The sequence below is a fragment of the Primorskyibacter flagellatus genome (assembly GCF_014638275.1).
GTDB lineage: Bacteria > Pseudomonadota > Alphaproteobacteria > Rhodobacterales > Rhodobacteraceae > Pseudooceanicola > Pseudooceanicola flagellatus_A.
The window spans coordinates 255,325-274,905 of the sequence record NZ_BMFJ01000001.1 but is presented as its reverse complement, the minus strand read 5'-3'; the positions used below and the strand labels follow the sequence as shown (position 1 = coordinate 274,905).

Genomic DNA, 19,581 nt, shown 5'->3' with positions numbered 1-19,581 from the left:
TGTATAATAACGATTTAGGCAAAATTGGGGCTTCTTCGTGGCGGATTTCCACTATGGTGAACCTGCGATTGGCGATGTGGGAAAATGCTGCCCTGGCCGGTCCGCAAGGTAAGAGACGAATTGTAGCGAAGTGGATTTGAGAAGGAGACGCCCGGATATTCGGGTGATCCGACCCAGCCATCAATGTGGTGAGTGTTCCTCTGTCAGGGGAGCCTTTCCTGCGTCCTGAGCCCTGTATGACCGCAGCAGCGTTTCCGGCACATCCGGAATTTGAAACCTTGGTGGCCGGACGGTCCCAACCCGCCCGGCATTGGGCAAAGAGGGAAAGCGCATGACGTACTACAGCAGTTATTACAGCTCCTACAGCTACACCAAGAAATACGAGTGGACCGCCTATACCGAGTCCGACTTCCTCGGCTCCGGCACCGGCGGTTCGATCAGCTGCGGCGACACCTTCACGATGCCCGGCTCTCCGACCGTCTGCATGTCGACCTACGACAACGACGGCTATCTCTCCGGCGACGACGGTTGGTGCAAGGACGAGCGCGCGAACGACAGCTCTGGCCAGGATGCCTATATCGATGGTGGTCGTGTCGGCGGTCAGCTCTATGCCGAATGCTACCACAAGCTTAAGGGCTCGGACGGCAAGATCTACTACCTGATCGAGATCGAGGTCGAAGGCTATGACGCCCCCGGCGCTGGCGACGACTTCTTCACCTTCTACGGTGCCGTTCCGCCCGCAGGCGTGACCCTGAAGGTTATCGACACCTGCAACGTCACTGGCTGCATGATCGACTACCGCTGCCTCGGCGCGGGCGACAAGGCCCCGGCGAACACCCCGCCCGAGTTCACCAACGAACCCGCCTACGGCAAGATCTGCATCGACGAGAACACGACTTTCGTGATCGACCTCAACGCGAAGGACAAGGAAGGCGACACGCTGACCTTCAAGATCGTCGGCGGTGCCGATGCGGCGCTCTTCACCATCAACGAACAGACCGGCGAGCTGAAGTTCAAGGCGGCCCCCGACTACGAGAACGCCAAGGACTACAACAAGGACAACATCTACAAGGTCGAAGTTAAGGTCCTGGACGGCAAGGGCGGCGAAGACCTCACGAAGCTCTCCATCTGCGTCGACGACGTCAAGGAAACGACGCCCGGCAAGTGCATCGTGATTGAAGCCGAGTCCATGTGCGAATGGGGCTTCTCCAAGGCATGGGGCTGCAACGCGTCGAACGGCAAGCTGGTCAAGCTGGACTGCTACGACAAGGGCAAGCTCTGGACCACCTTCGACGGTCAGGAAGGCAACTACGACTTCAAACTCTTCGCCCAGGACGAGAACGACGGCAAGTCGAAGCTGACCGTCTATGTCAACGGCGTCATCGCCGGTGTCATCAAGCTGGACCGCCAGACCGACGGCGGCGGCTCCGACAACGGCAAGTTCTCCACCTTCACGCTGGAGGATCTGAAGCTCAAGAAGGGTGACGTCATCACGATCTGGGCCGAGGGTAACTGCAACGAACAGGTCCGTATCGACAAGATCGAGCTTTGCCTGGACGAGCCCAAGCCCGAACTGAAAGACGACATGGCGATGACCTGCGCGGACGAGATGAAGTTCGTCGACGTGCTGGACAACGACACCAACGGCGACATGCTGACCATCACCCATGTCGACGGCAAGGCGATCTCGGAAGGCAACTCCATCACCACCGACTACGGCACCATCGTGACCCTGGTTGGCGGAGAGCTGAAGATCGACGGTCAGGATGCCTACGCCTACCTCGACATCGGCGAATCCGAGATGGAGCTCATCACCTACACTGCGTCCAACGGCAAGGCCTCGGCCCAGGCCAAGCTGGAGATGAAATTCTGCGGCGATGCGAATTCCGTAGAAAGTTTTGCAGACTACCTGCCCTCCGGCGATATCACTTACAAGATCAAGGCGTCGAACATCGATTTCCCGATCGAAACTTACGGCCTCGACGTCCAGATCATCGATGCCAGCGGCGACCGTTTCGACGGTGTCATCTTCTCCAAGGCTTATTGCCTGTACATGGGCGAAGCAGCTGCTGACTCCGAAGACTTTGCCACCGCACCGATCAACGTCGGCACCGTGACGAACACGACGGACCCGAATGCAACTGATGTCTTCAGTGCCGGCCAGAAATCCGCGTTCAACGGCCTGGCTGCCAAGGACAACTTTGACCTCATCAACTGGATCCTGAACCAGGACTACGAAGATAACGGCTACACCGGCTGGGAAGTTCAGCGCGCGATCTGGGAACTGACCAACAACAACGACACCGGTTATATGGATGCCGTCGATCCCGGGTTCGGTTCCAACGCGAACGTTGAGACCATCCTCGGACAGGCTGCCGCCAACGGCGAAGGTTACGTTGCGGGTGTGGGGGATGTCTTTGGCCTGATCATTGATCCGGGCAATGCGGACCCCAAGAACCTCCAGCCGTTCATCTTGGCGGTGGAGTTCGAAACCTACGACTGCCTCTGCTGAGCATGAGAATTGGGCGGGAGCCAGGCAGGCACCTCGCCCTAGGCGGAGCGTCCGCCGCGTCAATCGAAAAGGCCGATTGGCTTCACCATGAACGAAAGGAAACCGTTATGAAGAAACTCGCTGTCTTCGCCGTTGCACTGGTCGCTTCTACCGACGCCGCTCTTGCAAACTGTGGCGTTGGTGTTGTCTGCGTCCCCGAAATCAGCGCGCTCGAAGGCACCGCGGCTATCGCAGCCCTGGCCGCCGTCGTGCTGCTGGCATGGGAACGCCGCCGCCGCTCCGTCTGAGCCACGGCATCTGACCGGCCCGCGTGATCCTTCGCGCGGGCCGGACTTCCGATCATGACCGCCTCCAGCGACATCGCCCCGCGCCGGCACGCCCCGGTTGCGGCCCTGATCCTGACCGGCCTGTTACTGGCGGTCGAATTCGCCGTGATCGGCGTCACCTTCAAGCACGGCATCGCCTTCACCTGCCTCGACAACTGGTCCCCCCGCGCCTGCGCCACGGCCAGTTTCAGCTTGGTCGGGCTCTACTGTGCGGCCGGGGTGTTGGCGCTCTACTTCACGCTCCGCCCCGCAATCCTGCGCGATCTGATCGCAGAGGCAGGACGGACGCTGCTTCCCCTCCTCGCCAATGCGGCAGGCGTGGCGCTGGCGCTGGTCCCCGTGCTGTTCCTGACAGAGGGCAGCGGAGACCGGTGGATCGGGCCCTCCTTCCTTTTCTGGATCGCCGGAATGGCCCTGATGCTGGGCGGCGCGGGCCTCGTCCTTGCCCCGCCGGCCCGCTGGCGCGCCTTCCTCGCCGGTTCCGCCGGGACGCTCGCGCCAATGCTCGCCGTCGCGGTGCTGACACCTTGGATGTCGCGAAGCCTCGCCCCGCTCTGGAACCTAGAACCGATCCGGGACCATACCTTCACGGCCGTCGTATGGCTGGTGGGCGCATTCGGCTATCAGGTCGACGCCGACCCGGCGACCAAGATCATCGGCAGCGAGAACTTCAAGGTGGCCGTCGCCCCGGCCTGCTCCGGGATCGAGGGCATCGCGCTTGTCACCGTCTTCGTCACCATCTATCTCGCACTCTTCCGCAAGGAGATGCGGTTTCCCCACGCCCTTCTGCTCTATCCCGTCGGCATCGCCACCTCCGCCCTGTTCAACGTGCTGCGCATCGCCGTTCTTCTGGCCATCGGGCTCGAGGGCAATCCGGAACTCGCCGCCGGCGGGTTCCACAGCCACGCGGGCTGGCTTCTGTTCACCCTGATCGCCCTTGGCATCATCGCCGTCGCGCAGTCCGTCCCCGCCCTGCGCCGCGCACCGACCCGGACCACCTCCGCCCCCGCCGTCCCGGGGTTCTGGAGCGATCCGGTCGTCGCCCGCATCCTGCCCTTCGCGGTCTTCATGCTGACGGCCCTCTTCGCCTCTGCCCTCGCAAACACGCCCGGCGCGGTCTATCCGCTGCGGGCCGCATTGATCGCTGCCGTGCTGCTGCCTTTCCTGCCGGTCTACCGCAGGCTGACCTGGCGTCTCGACCCGCTCGCGCTGGTCGCAGGCGGCGTCATCGGGCTGGTCTGGGTGCTGATCCCCGTGGTCCCCTCTGACACGCCGCCGTACGGAGAACTCGCCGGTACCGCCCTGATACTCTGGTTCGTCGCCCGCGGTATCGGCACCGTGCTGCTGATCCCGTTGGTCGAGGAGCTGTTCTTCCGCGACTACCTCGAATCCCGCCTGCGCCTGCGCCCCGGTGCGCTCTGGAGCGTCGCTGCCGCCATCGTCACCGCCGCCCTTTTCGCCGCCCTGCACGACAGATGGGCCGAAGCCTTCGCCGCCGGACTGGTCTTCTCCGCCCTCGCCCGACGGGGAACGGTCGCCGACGCGATCCTCGCCCATGCCGTGGCAAACGCGGTGGTGTTCGGTGTGGCAATGGCGACCGGAAACCTGGCGATCATCTGATCTGCCACAGGCGCTCAACGTCTGGCGGAAGAACCTGCCGACCGGACGTAGGGCCGAAATCTGCCAGCGGGGGCTGACGGTCCTGCAATGTCGGGGATCAAGGTGGCGGACCGAGGAGCATCACTCAAACCAATTGCAACCGCTTGCATCCAAAAGCATACAAGTCATTGATTTTATGTGATAATTACTCCATATATCCCCTGAGAAGGTTGAAGCTGACTGCATCCGATTGCAGACACTCGCAACCTACATTGGCGGGTATAGTGGAGGGTAGGACATGCCACGTAGAGCGAAAGAACTTAAGGACCTGGAGGTCAGGCGACTGGCACATCCGGGGCCGGAAGGGCGCGGCCCCATATCGGTGGCCGTTGGCGGTGTTGCGGGGCTTCACCTCCAACTGACCGTAGGAGGTGGTCGCAGTTGGCTCCTCCGGTATAGCGTCGGGCGCAAGAGACGGGAACTCGGACTTGGTCCATACCCCGAAGTCACCTTGGCGAAAGCACATGAGAAAGCGCGGATAGCCAAGGACAAGATCACTCAGGGGATAGACCCAATACAGGAACGCAAGGACAACCGCGCTGCGCTGATCGCAATCAGTCAACGGATGACTTTCAAGATAGCTGCTGACAAATACCTCGATAAGAAACGCGCCGAACTTTCGAACCCGAAGCACTTCCAACAGTGGCAGAACACCTTGGCCACCTATGCTGAACCGATCATAGGAAACATGGCGGTCGAAGATATCGCGACCAAGGACATTCTCCGAGTGCTTGAACCCATTTGGAGCGAGAAGACTGAAACGGCCACCCGCCTACGCGCGCGGATCGAAGCGGTTCTGTCTTGGGCCACCGTGTCGGGGTATCGGAGCGGCGACAATCCAGCCCGTTGGGCGGGCAATCTGAAAGAACTGCTTCCGGCTCCGAGCAAGGTATCCAAGACCACCAACCAACCGGCGGTCCAGATCGACCAAGCGCCCGCATGGTTCCAAGCCCTGCGTCAGCGCGAAGGCATGGGGAGTCGCGCTCTTGAATACGCTATCCTGACGGCCGCGCGTTCCGGTGAAGTCCGCGGTGCCACTTGGGATGAAATCGACTTGGACAAAGGTATCTGGACGATCCCTGCGGACCGCATGAAGATGGACAGAGAACATCGCGTCCCCCTCCCCCCGGTGGCAGTAGACTTGCTGAAAGCTCTACCTCGCCTCAGCGACAAAGTCTTTCCCGCTCCGCGTGGCGGAGAACTGTCAGATATGACACTCAGCGCCACCATGAAGCGCATCCACGAAGACCAGAACAAGGTAGACGGCATCGGCTTTGTAGATCGGGTTTCCAAGCGCCCGGCTGTTCCTCATGGCCTCCGCTCCACTTTCCGCGATTGGGTAGCAGAGCAAACAGACTTCCCCGGCGACATGGCCGAAGTCGCCCTCGCTCATAGCGTCGGCAACACGGTGGAAGCCGCTTACCGTCGGGGCGATATGGTGGAGAAACGCCGGGCCATGATGCAAGCGTGGTCGGAGTATCTTGACCCGACTCGGACTGTTGGCTAGATCGAGAACAGAGGTTAATCGGACGCATCAGCGTTGTTCACCCTCCGGTTGGAGGTGATGACATTGACCTACGTTTCGATACGGCAGCTTTCAAAACGCTACGGCGTTCATGCGTCTACCGTCTGGCGGTGGCGCAAATCACGCGGCTTCCCCGAACCCTACCTTTTCAGCCCACAATGCGCCCGATGGAAACTCGCTGAAATCGAGGCATGGGAAGCCGCCGCCGCGCTCAGGCTAGGGGGATAGCCTAGCGCCCCTAGTTGCTGCCCTAGCGCCCGCTCCTACGGCCGCAGCGCCCCTTGCGCCCTCCCCTGCGCCCCCGGCATTTTGATCCACCCCATTAAATTGACCTTGCGCAACAATAATTCCAATGGCCATTATTAGATGGATCATCCTGAAAGGAAGTCAAATGAGAGACGCAATAGGAAAATATTGGCCAGACTTAAAAAGGAAAACAGTTGGACCATGCTTAATTGAATGGTGCGCAGTCAAGCAACCGCTGTTCGAAGACCCGTATCTGTATCTGGTAGTCAGCCTCAGGACTTGGGATGACAGAAAGATCAACCTTCGGCTGAACATGACCAGAGATACCGAAGAATGGAAACTAATACGTTTCGAGTTCTTCACACGGTGCGGTATTACCGACTTGGAAGACGCCGACGAGTTGGTTGGCCTCACGCCCGAACTGTTCATTCCGTCCGATTGGGAAACCAACACCCGTATCATCGCGCGACGGGATATTCTGACCATGATACAGAAAGAATTGACCGACGAGTGATCTATTGCAACTCATTGCAATTTGCTATTGCCGACAGATTGCTCGATATGAGAGGGCCATTATATCGCCAGCCGCAGGAGTTCAAAAATGGCAAGAGTCAAAGTTCAAGTCAGCAAAGATATGAAACCGCATAAATACACGGTTTCCTTCACAGAAAGTGAGAACAATCTTCTCACTCACCTTTCCGAACGCTTGAGTGTTCGCGTCCCCGCCATCTGTCGGGCGATTGTGCTCGACACCCTGTCGGAGAAGAAGGACCGCTTGGCAAACGTGCACGCAATGCTGGAACGCCGGGACGAAAACCTTGAAGCCCTTTACTCGCAGGGCTTCGGCACGCCAACGCCGGGATATCGGACCAGCGGTTCCGACCAGAACGTGACCGTGGTGAAAAACGTTCCCAAACCGTGGGAATGACTACCCCCGCCCGACGGCGGGGGCAATTGCTCTCGAAGGATCAACAAAGAGAAGCAGAGACAGGGCAGGAGTCAACCCTGAGGTCGGAACAAAGAAGCCGCAGATGCCACAGAGGCCGCAGAGGTCCGGAGCGATATATAGCATCCGGCCTCTGTGTTCGCAATATGGAATAATGAGGTATGCCATGCGAGAATTTGTTTTGCCGGATGTAATAGAAGCGAACAAAGATAAGCGCATCTTTGGTATCTTCAATATCCATCCGACAAAGGAACCAATCAGACTGAGTCACGGTCGTCACCAGAATGCAGGTAATTCTGCTGACCTGTGGACTTGGGATGAGATGATGGTTTATCTCGGGGAAAATCAACTTCCCTCTGTGTCCCTGATCAGGTTCGCCGCCGAAACAGGAATGAACCTTATCATTAAGGACCTTGATGCTTACAAGGATCAGTATGACAGGGACCATGGGGACCGGCTAATTCAAGTAGCGGAGGACCTCGGAACGCACGTAGCCTACAGCTCAAGCGGTAAGGGATATCATACCTACTTCTTCACCCGAGAGACTGGCGATGTTCTGACGGCGCTAAAGCGAGGCGGCGCTCGGAAGTCCAAAGGTATCGACAACCTAGGCACGTATGCCATTTTGAGCGGCAAACCCTATCGGAACAACCCGGTTCAAGAAATCATCCTCACCGATGAGGACCGCGAACTCATGTGCCAAGCCGTTGAGCAGGCAAGGCAGTCTGACGGACCTAAAGCCCTGCTCGAACAGAACGGCAGAATGTCGATAGTGTTCGCGGCGAACCTCCAGGTGGATATCGCAACTGAGTTGGTGAACCTCGGGTTCGAAGAAAGGCAAAACGGACGGTGGCAGTCACCTGACAGCGGCACTTCCGCAGGTGGCATGATCCTTCCAAGCCACAACGGTCCTTATGACATCTTCATCACCTACAATGAAACCGGACTAGACTGGATGAAGCAGGGCAAGTCCGGGCGTGTAGCCGACGGAACTGACCTCAGAATACAAAGTATGATTGTCTCCGGTAAGGCTAAAAATCGGAAACACGCTCTCAGCCAACTATACCGGGAAATCAATGTCCCGGTAATCGACAATGGGAACTTCTACGGTGAATTAAAGGATCAAACTGTGGACGAGTATAATTCAATGCTAGAAATAGCTCCGCCAGCACCACAACAACTCCCCTCAGATAGCATTCCATTCTCCGACCTTCCCATGCCCACCGATCCGTTCCTAATCGAAGTTGTCGAGTGGATCATGAATAGCTGTATGCCGTATCGGCAGAGAGATATTGCGATACACGCGGCATGGAACTTGGCTATGGTGTTTGTGGGACGGAAAGACAGTTTTCATGAGAACCCGCCCGTGGTGCCGTCAATTCTTCTCGCCCCGTCAACCACGGGGAAAGACACCATCCGGAAAGCTCTGCAAGTTGTAATTAGAGCATTGACATTGGATGGTTTCAATCATGCGGTAATGTTTGAGCCTATCGGTAGCGCCAAAGGTCAGGTGAAGCTGGTTGAACTTGGACTTCGGAAGCTCTCAGGAATACAACTCATTTCTGAGGCCGGAGTCGCACTGGACTCAAAAGCGGGAGACCCGCATTCGGTTCGATCCGTGACTCTTCAAAACACGGCCGCGAATGCGTATACGTCATGGTATACAGAGGAACTCCGAGAAGTCAAACAGGTGCCCATTGGCGTCAACATTCCGGTGGTCTCAGAGTCTACTGTTGCTGCTTATAAAAAGCACCTACCGGGAAGTGCGGATAAAGGCGATGCAGGACGCAGGCTGTTGTTCAATATCAATCACGCCAAAGTTGAATGGTATGAGAATGAACCAGACTGGCAAATACCAGAAAAACTAGTTTCAAAATTCCGGTTGCTCGCGGAGGAAGCGGTTCGGTCGGAGAATATCAATTTGGACCCCGTCGGCGCGACCCCTATACCCGAGTTCCGACGCTTCAAAGGTGATGAGGAAGTTGTTGAGTTCTTCCGAGACCTGAGACGCAGAGAGTTCGAACGTAGGTCTACTGAGGACTCCGAAACCTTCGGACTTCGCGAGGCACTGGCCGGGCGGTATATTCAGCTGTTAATGAGACTAGCCCTGCTTTCTGCACGAACACGTCTAGTCACCTCGGGCCACCCGTCAGAAACCACAGTTTCGATGCAGGACGTAAAGCAGGCCAAAGCACTGCTTGATGACAGCCGCAAGACCGAGATGGCCAACCAAAAACTTCATGAAGGCCCAGAACAGCAACTCGCAGACGCATGGCTCTCGGAAGGACAAAGAGAGTTCAGCCGATCTGAACCTTCCGGCCAGTTCATCGGCAAACACCGATCGGGCAAACGGCACGCGTCTACTCCGGAAGAACTTTGGGCGCAGCACCGTTTGACTAGCGGCTACTTCACCGGCCAAGTTGAAAGAACAAAGAAGCTTGGAAAGGACCTCGCGAGAGAAAACAAGATACATCCTACAGAGTTGTACAAGAGAACGATCGAGTTGGGTGAGGCTTCGGGATACTGGAACGTTTCTGTGGAAGGGCGTTCAACATGGCTCATTTTTGCGTAGGAAGGGGCGTAGCAGAGCTTCAAAGGGCGCTGAAAGGGAAATGAAAGGGAGCGGTATCCCTTCTTTATTATCAATTTATATCAAAGCTTTAGGCGCAAATTTTTCTCAAAAAGGGGAAAAGGGGAGGGAGAGAGGGCGCGCGCATTCGAGCGCGTGCTAGTTTCATTTCGCGAGATAAATAATATATGACAGGGCGACTTATAGAGAATGAGAATGCTAATATATATCCCTTTTCCCCTTTTATATAGAATCTCTTTCATAGCATATTAAATTCATTGGATTTTCCGGAAGGGGTGTTCCCCCCTCTCCAGCCCTTTATCCACCTCTTAAGACTTTCGCGTCTGATGGGCCATGCCGCGTGCCGTCCCCCGCCGCTCTTGTGACTTACATACAAAAGTGTCTGACAAGTAGTTCAGTTGAACTAAGCACAGATTGGCGGGTATCTAGCACGGTAGTTCCGCTATCAGTGATCTAAACCGTTGATCCGAAGCGGACAGTGGCTCCTGAGCTACCAGCACCAGCTACCATCAGCACTCTTGGCCCACAGCCGCCAGCTACTTTCAATCGCGACTAGCGACTAGACGCTCCGCCGCCAGCCCGCCGCGCATCACGCATCGCCGCCCTAGCCCGATCAGCCCCGCCAGCCCCGATTTCCGCCTCGCTGGGGGCCAACTAGGGCTTTTCGGGCATCCCCCTAGCCCGGAGGCATCCGAGGCCCCTCAGCGGCCAAATTTTCACGACCATGCCAAGCTCTGCTGTCGGATATGGGCCTTTCAGGCAAATTGCCTGAAACCCCACGAATTTAACTCAGAAAATTTTTCTGAGTTGCTCTGACCATCGCTACGGAACATGGGTCTCAGAAAAATTTTCTGAAACCCCAGATCGAAGCTCTGCGAACAATATGCAATAAAAACAGATATTTACGCTTGGCGACAATGGCTCATTGGGATATATTGGAAAAGCCGAATACGTTGCGAGGGTGCAGAGATGCCGGAGACATTGCCAGCTTTGGGCGTAAAGAGCGGTTTGCAGGGCATGGGAACCTTCGCTCACAATCCGCGCATGTTCGAAACTCCAGAAGAACTCATGGCGAAGTTCTTGGAATACTACACATGGAATGAAGAAAACCCGCTGATCGAACACAAGCCGTTTGTCAGTAAAGGCGACGCAATCATGGCGAGGGTGCCGAAGATGCGCGCACTTTCTTGGTCCAGGTTCGCAGTCTTCCTCGGGACTGACAGTTTCTGTCTCTACCGGATGCGGAAGAACATGGAGAACTTGAAAGAGGCGTTCGATTACATTGCAGACGTGATGTATGCGCAGAAGTTCGAAGGCGCAGCGGCTGGTCTACTGAACGCCCATGTCATCAGCCGAGACCTCGGACTTGCCGAGACAATTCGGCTGGAGGATACCAACAGCCCCTCCAAAATCGACCCCAACACGGTGGCCGACAAGATGCACCCGGACTGCACGGACGAGCAGTTGGCTTGCATCTACGCCGCTGGCCTTGAACCGCCGCGCTACTCACAAGCTCAGATCGACGCCGGTTTCCCGTTCATCATGCCGAGCCTGACCTATGGCTGAACGGATGTTCTACGCTCCGTGGGATGACATTCAGGTCAAGGCGTCCTTCATAGAAAGACACTGTGCCTTTTGCCGTGTGTTGGAGCTGGACTACAAGACAGCCCCCGGCAAGGTCTACGAGGTGCTGGCCTCCGCTTCCAAAGCCCTGCGGACAGAGGCAATCGAGACGATGCACGCGGCAGTCGAGCGGCTTCCGAAAATGTTTGCGTGGCACCCGCCGGAGTATGAACCCGATCAAAAGAACCCTTTCGCCCGAATGACCGATGGCGGGATGTTCGATCACTACGCGGTATTCGGAGGACGTGGGGGCGCGAAGTCATTCGACGCTGCCGATGCAATTGTTGAACTGGCCAGCACGCGCAAAGAGCGCGTGGCGGGTGCACGGGAGTTCATGAAACGGATCAAGGAGTCCAGCAAAGAGGTCTTGGACAACAAAATAAAGGAGAGCCCGTGGGCGGCGGACTGGGAGATTACCGAGTTCGAGATGAAGAACAAGCGGACCGGGTCTCAGATCATTTTCATTGGTCTGACCGGCAGCAATGCCGAGTCTGTCGGTAAGGCACTCGAAGGGGTTTCGATCCTTTGGGCGGATGAGGCACAGCTTCTCACGCAACACAGCATCGACATCATACTGCCGACCATCCGTATGGAGGGAAGCCGTTGCATATGGACCTGGAACCCCGGCGAGGAACCTTCCGCTGTTGATCTTCTGTTCCGTGGGGACAGCCCGCCCGAACGGAGCTTGGTCCAGTGCCGGTTGGTCGAGGACAACCCCTACCTGTACCGAACCCGCCTTGCGGCTGAGATGCGTTCCAGCTTCCAACGTGACAGCGCCGACAAGTTCAATCACATCTGGCGCGGTGCACATCTCGAAATCACCGAAGCGACGATCTTCCCCAACATCTCTGTCGATCACCTGAACTGGCTTGCGCTACCCAATGACGGTGACTGCGACGAAGTCATAGAAATCGCTGGTATGGACTTTGGCTACGGTGGCGATGACCCGAGTGCCGCCGTCAAAGCCTATGTGATTATGCCGAGCGCCCTTCCCGGCTTCAAACCCGACGCAGGGATGCGCCCCGTGCTCTATATCCGGTCGGAGGCAGTCGAACGCGCCGTTCCGAACCATGAGCTATGGCGGTTGGCGAAAGCGACCGGAGGCATGAACTTCCTATGCGACAGCGCCATGCCACTGATGATTAGTGCGCTTGAAGCGAGTGGCGAAGTATCGGCGCGTCCGGCCGTCAAAGGTCCGGGGTCGCTGGTGGCGGGCATCAGGAAACTACAGTCATGCGACATCATGATCGACCCGCGCTGCCCGGTGGCCGAACAAGAGTTTCGAAACCTCAAATGGGCTGTCGATCCGAAAACCGGGAAAGTCCGTCGCCCGCTTTCCACCGTCGGAGAGGACCACATAGTCGCCGCGGTCCGGTATGCCATTTCCGAGACTGAGTTGACCGAACTGCAATCAGGTGGTGTGAGCTATGCTTGAGCAACTAGGCGGCGGGTCGCCAGACCTCGAACTAAAGCAGAAACCTGTCACAGGGTTTGGCTTCTACCCCATGGTGGAAGTCCGATATCATCAGCGTCCCGGCAGACTTGTGGAGGTGGACGTGAACGGCCACCTTGTCTCGGACGTTCTGATCTTCGACAACGCCGCCGCCCTAGAAGCCCTGCGGTCCAAGACCGTAGTATTGCCTCCCGGCTTCCCGTCGATCCACGCAAGGCTTGAGGCAGTCGGCGCAACAATCAAGGTCCACAACCGATCAGTCGACGCCTACAAACTGGCCGAACAAGCGTTTAGTGACGTTGATTGGATTTGATGGCTCCTTATTCAGAAGCCGCATTTTACCCAATTGTCCCAGATTTTGCGAGATTGCGGGAGACTACCCGCCTATAAACCCGCATAAAAACGCATTAATTTCAGAAACTTACAGAATATTCGCATTGCCGACAATAGATCGCAAGGCGCATATTGGGGGCCAATGCTCTGCGATGGAGGTCCCTTGTGTATATCCAAATGCGTGTATCGCCCGAAGAACGGGAAAGTATCGTAGCGATGGCGGAAGCCGAAGGTCGCTCCATTTCCGACTTCGCGCACCGCGTCTTCTTCAAGAAGTTCCGCCAATACCAAGACGATGAAGACCCGCGTCGGACCTATCTGCGAAACGCGATGACCCCCCTGTTCGATGAACTCGGGTATGAACCTGAACGGCGGGAAGCGACCATCAATATGGTCCTCGCGAACTTCCACTTGTTTTTCTGAGGGAAGCCATGAGGAACCCGCTTGAAGGCATCGACCACTACGACCTGAACCGGCTCACCAGCCACCAGACCCAGCGCCTTGATGACATAGTCAAGAAGTGCCGGTCAGGCACCCGCCTGACTGCGAAGGATGTGGATGACCTCGGTGGCATACGCAGGGCTGTGAAGGTTGAACCGACCTCTCTGGCCGACACCGTAGCCGAGATGAAACGGTTGTTCGGAGGGTAAGGCGGTGCATGTCGAAGGTTGGGCCAGCACTGGGGATAGGGACCATGTAGGGCATACCGTCCTGCCGAGCGCCTACGCCAAGAGCATTGCCCGGTTCGGTCTGACCGGCCCTAAAGGTATCAAGTTCCTGTTCCATCATGATCCCCGTCAGCCTCTCGGTCACATCAAGAAGCTGGAAGTGCGGAACGCTGGCCTCTGGATCGAAGCCGATATCAACGAAGACATCTCATACGGACGGGATATCGCTGTCGCCACCAAGGCCCAAGGCGGACTGAATTTCAGCGTCGGTTTCTTTCCGGTCGAATGGTATTTCGACAAGGACGAGCGCCCTGTGTTCACCGAAGTCGAGTTGGATGAAGTAAGCGTGGTGGTTTTCCCGGCGAACTCTGAGGCGACTATGTCCGCGACGGAAAAAACCTCCGATCCCACAACCGCCGCTATTGCCGCCCTGACACGCGTAAGCTTGACGCTGAACGCCCTCAAAGGACAATCCCGATGAACCTCACCAAAGCTGTGAAGCACCAGACCCCGGAAGAACGCGCTCGAATGACGACCGCGTTGCAGGTCTCGAATGACCTGATTGAGCGTTGGCTCAGGTCGCCTGAGAGCGATGTTCTGAACGCCGACATTCTCGACAACGTGCGCGGCTGGACCCGAGGCGAATACGGCATCATCTTCGACCCCACCGCCGGCGACAACGGCCGGGGCATCCGCCTGCTGCCCCGCCGCCCAAGCCCTGCTGTTGCGATCCCGGTCAAGCCGCCGGTGGCCAAGGGCAACCCGACCGACTTCGGAGACCCCGCCAACGGCGTCATGCACCAGACACTTGGGCCACAGCCCTACACCGTGACCAAGAAAGCGCCACTCCCCGCGCCGGTGAAAGCCGCGATGGAAATGTCGCCCCTTGGTTGGGCGCGGGCTGAACCGGGGAAATAGAGCGGTTCTCACTTCAAGTCGCAGGGGAAACGCCGTTGGAAAACCAACAAGAAGTAATTGCACCTTCTCCGTAAAAGAGCGAAGCAACTAGATATTGACCGAGGAAAATGGAAAGGCAATTTGTGAAAAAGCTTTCGCACTTACAAGCAGGTGAACTTGGCGAGGCTCTAGCGCTGGCAAAGCTCATCAGCTTAGGTCACACTGCGTACTCAAGTCCTTCGGGCGCACCCGGTCACGACATTGTAGTCATCGTTCGCGGAAAAGCCCTATCCGTCGAAGTTAAGACGCGTCAGTTCATACAAAGAGAGACAGAAATCGGCCGTTGGCCAGTTCTCATGGAAACCAAAGGCGACGCGGACTTGTTTCTTTTTGTGGCACTGAACATCACGACGATGTCGCCGACTTTTTATCTCCTTACGAATGAGCAAGCTCAATTCTGCCACCGGTCGGACCCAAGTCGCAAAGGCTCAGGCAATTGCCTGCCTTCAGTGGTGCGGAACACCGTCGCAGCAAATGACTTCGAGCTTCTACATTGAGAGCCGATCCGCAGGCAGAAACACCGGATACCTCCGAGAGCCGGTTTAAGTTTATAAAGACGAGATATTTAGCGGACAAGGAAAATTAGTTGTCTGTATTTTTGACGAAACCGTTGCAGAATCCGCCACCTCTGATTAGCTTCACCTCAGAATGTTGTAGGAGTCTGACATGGGGACATTCATAATCACTTACGACACGCACTACGGTAGGAACTATAAGTCTCTTTACGACGCAATGGCTGCCAATCACGGGGTTCGGCTTAATGAAAGTGTCTGGGGGATCGAACTAGACAACACGGCGGCTGAAGTTAGGGATTGGATAAGGTCTTTGCTGGATGATGACGACACGATTGTCGTCATCCAAGTCAAACCCAAGCCGAGCTGGGGTACTCGCCTCGCAAGCAAAGAGGCGAACGACTGGCTTAGGGTTCACTGCTCGTCCTGAATATCGCGACCCGACCGCGGATATTTAGGCGGTTAATCCATTCCTCATTCCGTCATATCATCACATTGCACAGTGACGGTGAAGTCCTAATTTGTCAGATTTCTCATCGTCACCCTTCTGCTTCACTGTCTTTTTGGGCCAATGGCTGAAGTGGACTTCGTCGCCGTCCATTCCGAGTCACCGGACGGCTTCCTCGATGCATTCGAGTAGGTGTTTCTTATCGTCAGCCATTCTTACCTTGCCTTGCTAAGCGATAGTGAGCCTTAGGATCGCGCTCTTTGGTGGAGTAAAAGTCCAGAATTCCACGCCTTTCGAGTCTGTTCAGCGCCCCTTTTGCCGTATGCCAGATGTTCGTACTCATTATTCGCAGAGCCTCACTCACGTTTATTGTCTTATGTTCAATAACGTAGTTCACTATCTTCCGCTCGTCGGGGCTAAGGGATAAGCTCAGAGCTTCGCCGAGTATCCGGTATGCCTCGCTATCCAACGAATTCTGTCTATTCGCAATATCGTTCGATAGGACTGCTAGCACCCCAGTGTTATCTTCCGTTGTTGGACGGAATACAGGTTCAGGCAAGTGTGCCTCAACCATTTCATCTCTAACACGTTTTGTTCCCTCGTTCATGCACTTGACCTCTCCAAACTCCTTAAGTGCAAACATAAGCTGTCTGTTACGAGGTCGGTGCATCGTGAAGATGGTCGCTGGGGTAACTTGAGGCATGAACCCACCAGGACTATCAAATTCAATTCTATCATCGAAAACCCGAACAAATATGTTGGCGTTTCGATACTGATACGACCTGTGAGCCACCGCATTTACAAGCAACTCATACCAAGCGTCGTCAGGATACTCCGGTCGAGACTCGAAATGTCCATTTTCAAAGTGAGTGAATTCCCTCAAGTTAGCACCAATAAAAACGGCGCAGTTGTGAATTTGATCCACTACTGTTCCTTCGAACGTGCGATCCTGAATGACATTAAAGTTTTTTCCTGACTTCTGTTCGGTTCCTTCAAACCTCAGAACTCTAATATATGCACCCGGCATATCACGCTGAGGTTGCTTAGCAAAGAGAAGAACCATAGCATTAGATGCCGCGAAACCGTTATCTGTCCGGTGCCCTAGCATCCTATTTTCTAGGATCTGTTCGTCAGAGATGTCTGCACGCAGGCCGGACTCTCTCCGAATATTGGAGCAGAATGCTCTGACCCGATCAAGATGAAAATCATCCGGGTATTTTAGACGACTGACCTCTTGCTCGAAAGACCTTTCACCCTTGGCAACCCGAAGTTCGTTCTTCGCGTCGTCATCAAGTTTCTTGGTCTCATGGGAAACTCTATGAAACGCTGTGCCGTCATTCAGAGCGACCAACCGATCCGGAACATAGAAAGCTCTGCACAAGACAAGAAAATCATCTTCGCCCTTTGAGTTCTTGCAAGGCACCCTACGCGATTCGAACCGGCCACTTGAGCAGTGGGTCGAGCCAAAGGCTTCAAGCCTTTGCAATCCGCTCTCATCAAGAAACTTGCATCCTGTAATCGTACCGTCCTTCTCAACTCCCGCCGCAATTACTCCACCAAAATGGGAGGGGCCGTTGCCGAACGCTGAAAGTTCTTTCGCAAAATCCTTTGGCTGTCTGCGGGCCGATTTATAGTCAAGACGATGATCTTCACCTAGCTTCAGGAGCAAGCCAACATCGTTGGATTCATAGATTTGGTCCGGCGTTAGAAGTTGCTCTAGCGTCGGATTGTCGAGTTTTGAGAAGAAATTTAACTGTTCTCCCACACCAAATCCTCCACGCAAGAATCGTAAAGCTCGAGCCCCCTCGAGCTTTACGAAAATTTCTTGAGCGTACTGATAGGGTGATGGACGGGCCATCGGACAACCTGCTGCCCCATCAAGGCCAGCACATCACGCTCTACATCATCCGTACCATTTGCCTGAAGATGGTTATACCAAAAATCAAACTCAGCCGAGTAGCGATGCAGGTGCTTCTTGGCGCGTTGTTGGTACATGCCCTTCGTACCGTGCTTGACCACGCTGAAGTAGCCTCGCTATGTGGGTGTCCGGTCGGAATTAGGAGAAAGCTTATTGTTCGCGCGCGGCGTGCAGTTCTGTGAACTCCGCAACATACCAAGGTAAGCGCAACCCTGCGTCGGAGTGCCTGCACTCAATATCTGATGTATGGGTAATTCGGCGGGTAAGCCGCCCGCGCTTCCGAATTATTCAACAATTTCAAGGGAAGGTGGCGGACCGAGGAGGATTCGAACCCCCGACCCCTTGATTCGTAGTCAAGTACTCTATCCAGCTGAGCTATCGGTCCGTAGGGGGTGCATCTATCCGCCACCCGGCACGAGTTCAAGAGGAAAATTCCCGGCCGCGCGCGATCCGCCTCTATTCCGCCGCGTCTTCCTGCGACACGACCATCTTCGGCAGCACTATGCGGAAACAGGTGCCGTCCGGCCCGGTGTCGTCCAGCATCAGCTGCCCGCCGTGCCCCCGGATCAGTTCCGACGAAATGGCGAGCCCCAGCCCCGCCCCGCCCCGCGTCGTGCCGCCCTGGAACGGTGTGAACAGGTTGTCCCGCGCCTTGGGCGGCAGACCTGGGCCTGTATCGGTGACGCGCACCACCCAGGCCCGGTCGTCTTCCTGGGCGGAGACGGAGATCTCGCCCGGTTTCCCCGTCGCCACGATCGCCTGGCGGGCATTGCGCACAAGGTTCAGGAAGACACGGTGCAACTGTTCCGCGTCGGCACGCACGGTCATGGTGGCGGGGATGTCTTCTGCAAAGCTTACGTCGGCCTCTCCGACGGCCAGCCGCTCTCCGTCGATGACGTCGCCGACCAGTTCCGCCAGCGGCACCAGCGTCAGGCGCGGGGCCGGTTCGTCGGACCGGCCGAAAGCCAGCGTGCTTTCACACAGGTTTATCGCGCGCGAGATCGAATTCACCAGCTTGGGCGCCAGACGCCGCACGGTCGGATCCTCGGACTGTTCGATCCGGTCGGTGAACAGCTGCGCCGAGGTCAGGATATTGCGCAGGTCGTGGCTGATCTTCGCCACCGCGGACCCCAGTTGAGCCAGACGCTCCTTCTGCTTGAGCGCGCCCGTCAATTGAGTCTCGAGCTGCATCAGCGCGGCCTCCGCAGCGCGCAGTTCGGTGATCCCGGCCGAGGGCTCGATGATCCGTCGCGCGTCCTCCGGCGCGGCGGCATAGCTCTGCATTTGACCGATCACCCGCTTGATCGGCCCGACCAGCAGCGCCCGCACCGCAAGGAACAGGAAGGCCGCTGTCAATAGCGAGATGATCGTCGCCAGCGCCAGCACCCGCCCGCCGAAATCGAACATCGCCTCGCGCAGCCCCGCCGTCGGCATGGTGACCTCGATCAGCAGCCCCGCCTCGCGCACCGGGTTGCCGATGACACGGATCACCCGCGGCTCCGGATCGATCAGCCGCTGGATTGCGTCCCTGATAAGGACGAGGGGCGAGGCTTCGCGCAGGTCGTAGGTCTCTGTCACCTCCTCCGGCACCGGGGATGACAGCATCAGCTGCCGCGCCTCGTTCCGGCGCAGCACGACGTTGTAGACCTCCGCGTTGCGCAGCAGCTCCTCTTCCACGTCCGGGTCGATGGCATCGTCCGCCAGAACCGCCAGAGACGCGATCTGCGCCCGCTCAAGCCGGGACAGCAGATAGTCCTGCCGGAACCGTGCGACCGAGGGCACAAAGATCATGACCTCGGCCAGCATCACGAAGAGCACCGTGAGGATCAGGAATCGGCCGGAAAGGGATCTCAGCATGGCGGGGC

18 protein-coding genes, 1 tRNA gene and 1 pseudogene are annotated in these 19,581 nt (G+C 56.7%); 16 read left to right on the top strand and 4 right to left on the bottom strand.

Annotation, left to right across the window (positions count from 1 at the left end):
- The first annotated feature begins 331 nt into the window (after window positions 1-331).
- From IEV87_RS01375 to IEV87_RS01300, 16 genes are all read left to right on the top strand, one after another.
- Complete coding sequence (locus IEV87_RS01375; RefSeq protein WP_188475842.1) at window positions 332-2,512, top strand: cadherin repeat domain-containing protein; 2,181 nt, start codon at window positions 332-334, stop codon at window positions 2,510-2,512.
- 107 nt (window positions 2,513-2,619) lie between these two features.
- Window positions 2,620-2,799: a VPEID-CTERM sorting domain-containing protein gene (locus IEV87_RS01370; RefSeq protein ID WP_188475841.1), complete on the top strand. Its 180-nt coding sequence runs from the start codon at window positions 2,620-2,622 to the stop codon at window positions 2,797-2,799.
- Between the two features lie 54 nt (window positions 2,800-2,853).
- Complete coding sequence (gene xrtE / locus IEV87_RS01365) at window positions 2,854-4,458, top strand: exosortase E/protease, VPEID-CTERM system (protein ID WP_188475840.1); 1,605 nt, start codon at window positions 2,854-2,856, stop codon at window positions 4,456-4,458.
- A gap of 277 nt (window positions 4,459-4,735) precedes the next feature.
- Window positions 4,736-6,004, top strand: a complete 1,269-nt coding sequence (locus tag IEV87_RS01360; protein WP_188475839.1) for a tyrosine-type recombinase/integrase — start codon at window positions 4,736-4,738, stop codon at window positions 6,002-6,004.
- A 54-nt stretch (window positions 6,005-6,058) separates the two neighbouring features.
- Complete coding sequence (locus IEV87_RS23060) at window positions 6,059-6,250, top strand: helix-turn-helix transcriptional regulator (RefSeq protein ID WP_373284047.1); 192 nt, start codon at window positions 6,059-6,061, stop codon at window positions 6,248-6,250.
- 163 nt (window positions 6,251-6,413) lie between these two features.
- Complete coding sequence (locus tag IEV87_RS01350; RefSeq protein WP_188475837.1) at window positions 6,414-6,782, top strand: hypothetical protein; 369 nt, start codon at window positions 6,414-6,416, stop codon at window positions 6,780-6,782.
- Window positions 6,783-6,869: 87 nt separating this feature from the next.
- On the top strand, window positions 6,870-7,196 hold the full coding sequence (locus tag IEV87_RS01345) for a hypothetical protein (protein ID WP_188475836.1): 327 nt from the start codon (window positions 6,870-6,872) through the stop codon (window positions 7,194-7,196).
- Window positions 7,197-7,380: 184 nt separating this feature from the next.
- Window positions 7,381-9,786, top strand: coding sequence for a hypothetical protein (locus IEV87_RS01340; RefSeq protein ID WP_188475835.1), 2,406 nt, complete (start codon window positions 7,381-7,383; stop codon window positions 9,784-9,786).
- A gap of 987 nt (window positions 9,787-10,773) precedes the next feature.
- The gene (locus IEV87_RS01335) at window positions 10,774-11,370 is read left to right on the top strand and encodes a terminase small subunit (RefSeq protein ID WP_188475834.1); all 597 of its coding nucleotides are present in this window, start codon (window positions 10,774-10,776) and stop codon (window positions 11,368-11,370) included.
- Window positions 11,363-12,862: a PBSX family phage terminase large subunit gene (locus IEV87_RS01330; RefSeq protein WP_188475833.1), complete on the top strand. Its 1,500-nt coding sequence runs from the start codon at window positions 11,363-11,365 to the stop codon at window positions 12,860-12,862. The genes IEV87_RS01335 and IEV87_RS01330 overlap by 8 nt, the downstream gene beginning before the upstream one ends.
- Window positions 12,855-13,193, top strand: a complete 339-nt coding sequence (locus tag IEV87_RS01325) for a hypothetical protein (protein WP_188475832.1) — start codon at window positions 12,855-12,857, stop codon at window positions 13,191-13,193. Before IEV87_RS01330 ends, IEV87_RS01325 begins: the two co-directional genes overlap by 8 nt.
- A gap of 197 nt (window positions 13,194-13,390) precedes the next feature.
- Window positions 13,391-13,636, top strand: coding sequence for a hypothetical protein (locus IEV87_RS01320; RefSeq protein WP_373284046.1), 246 nt, complete (start codon window positions 13,391-13,393; stop codon window positions 13,634-13,636).
- A gap of 8 nt (window positions 13,637-13,644) precedes the next feature.
- Complete coding sequence (locus IEV87_RS01315; protein WP_188475830.1) at window positions 13,645-13,863, top strand: hypothetical protein; 219 nt, start codon at window positions 13,645-13,647, stop codon at window positions 13,861-13,863.
- Between the two features lie 4 nt (window positions 13,864-13,867).
- Window positions 13,868-14,362: an HK97 family phage prohead protease gene (locus IEV87_RS01310; protein WP_188475829.1), complete on the top strand. Its 495-nt coding sequence runs from the start codon at window positions 13,868-13,870 to the stop codon at window positions 14,360-14,362.
- The gene (locus IEV87_RS01305; RefSeq protein WP_188475828.1) at window positions 14,359-14,799 is read left to right on the top strand and encodes a hypothetical protein; all 441 of its coding nucleotides are present in this window, start codon (window positions 14,359-14,361) and stop codon (window positions 14,797-14,799) included. Before IEV87_RS01310 ends, IEV87_RS01305 begins: the two co-directional genes overlap by 4 nt.
- 122 nt (window positions 14,800-14,921) lie before the next feature.
- Window positions 14,922-15,335 (top strand): hypothetical protein, encoded by a 414-nt coding sequence (locus IEV87_RS01300; protein ID WP_188475827.1) that lies wholly within the window; start codon window positions 14,922-14,924, stop codon window positions 15,333-15,335.
- Window positions 15,336-16,003: 668 nt separating this feature from the next.
- On the opposite strand, the gene IEV87_RS01295 is transcribed toward IEV87_RS01300, so the two are convergent.
- From IEV87_RS01295 to IEV87_RS01285, 4 genes and pseudogenes are all read right to left on the bottom strand, one after another.
- A complete protein-coding gene (locus tag IEV87_RS01295) occupies window positions 16,004-17,656 on the bottom strand; it encodes an ATP-binding protein (RefSeq protein ID WP_188475826.1) in 1,653 nt (550 codons plus the stop codon).
- A pseudogene (locus tag IEV87_RS23030) lies at window positions 17,611-17,829 on the bottom strand (hypothetical protein); the annotation flags it as partial. The pseudogene IEV87_RS23030 and the gene IEV87_RS01295, both read right to left, overlap by 46 nt.
- Window positions 17,830-18,024: 195 nt before the next feature.
- Window positions 18,025-18,101, bottom strand: a tRNA-Arg gene (locus IEV87_RS01290).
- 71 nt (window positions 18,102-18,172) lie between these two features.
- Entirely contained in the window at window positions 18,173-19,573 is a 1,401-nt protein-coding gene (locus IEV87_RS01285) for a sensor histidine kinase (RefSeq protein ID WP_188475825.1), read from the bottom strand.
- Window positions 19,574-19,581: the final 8 nt, after the last annotated feature.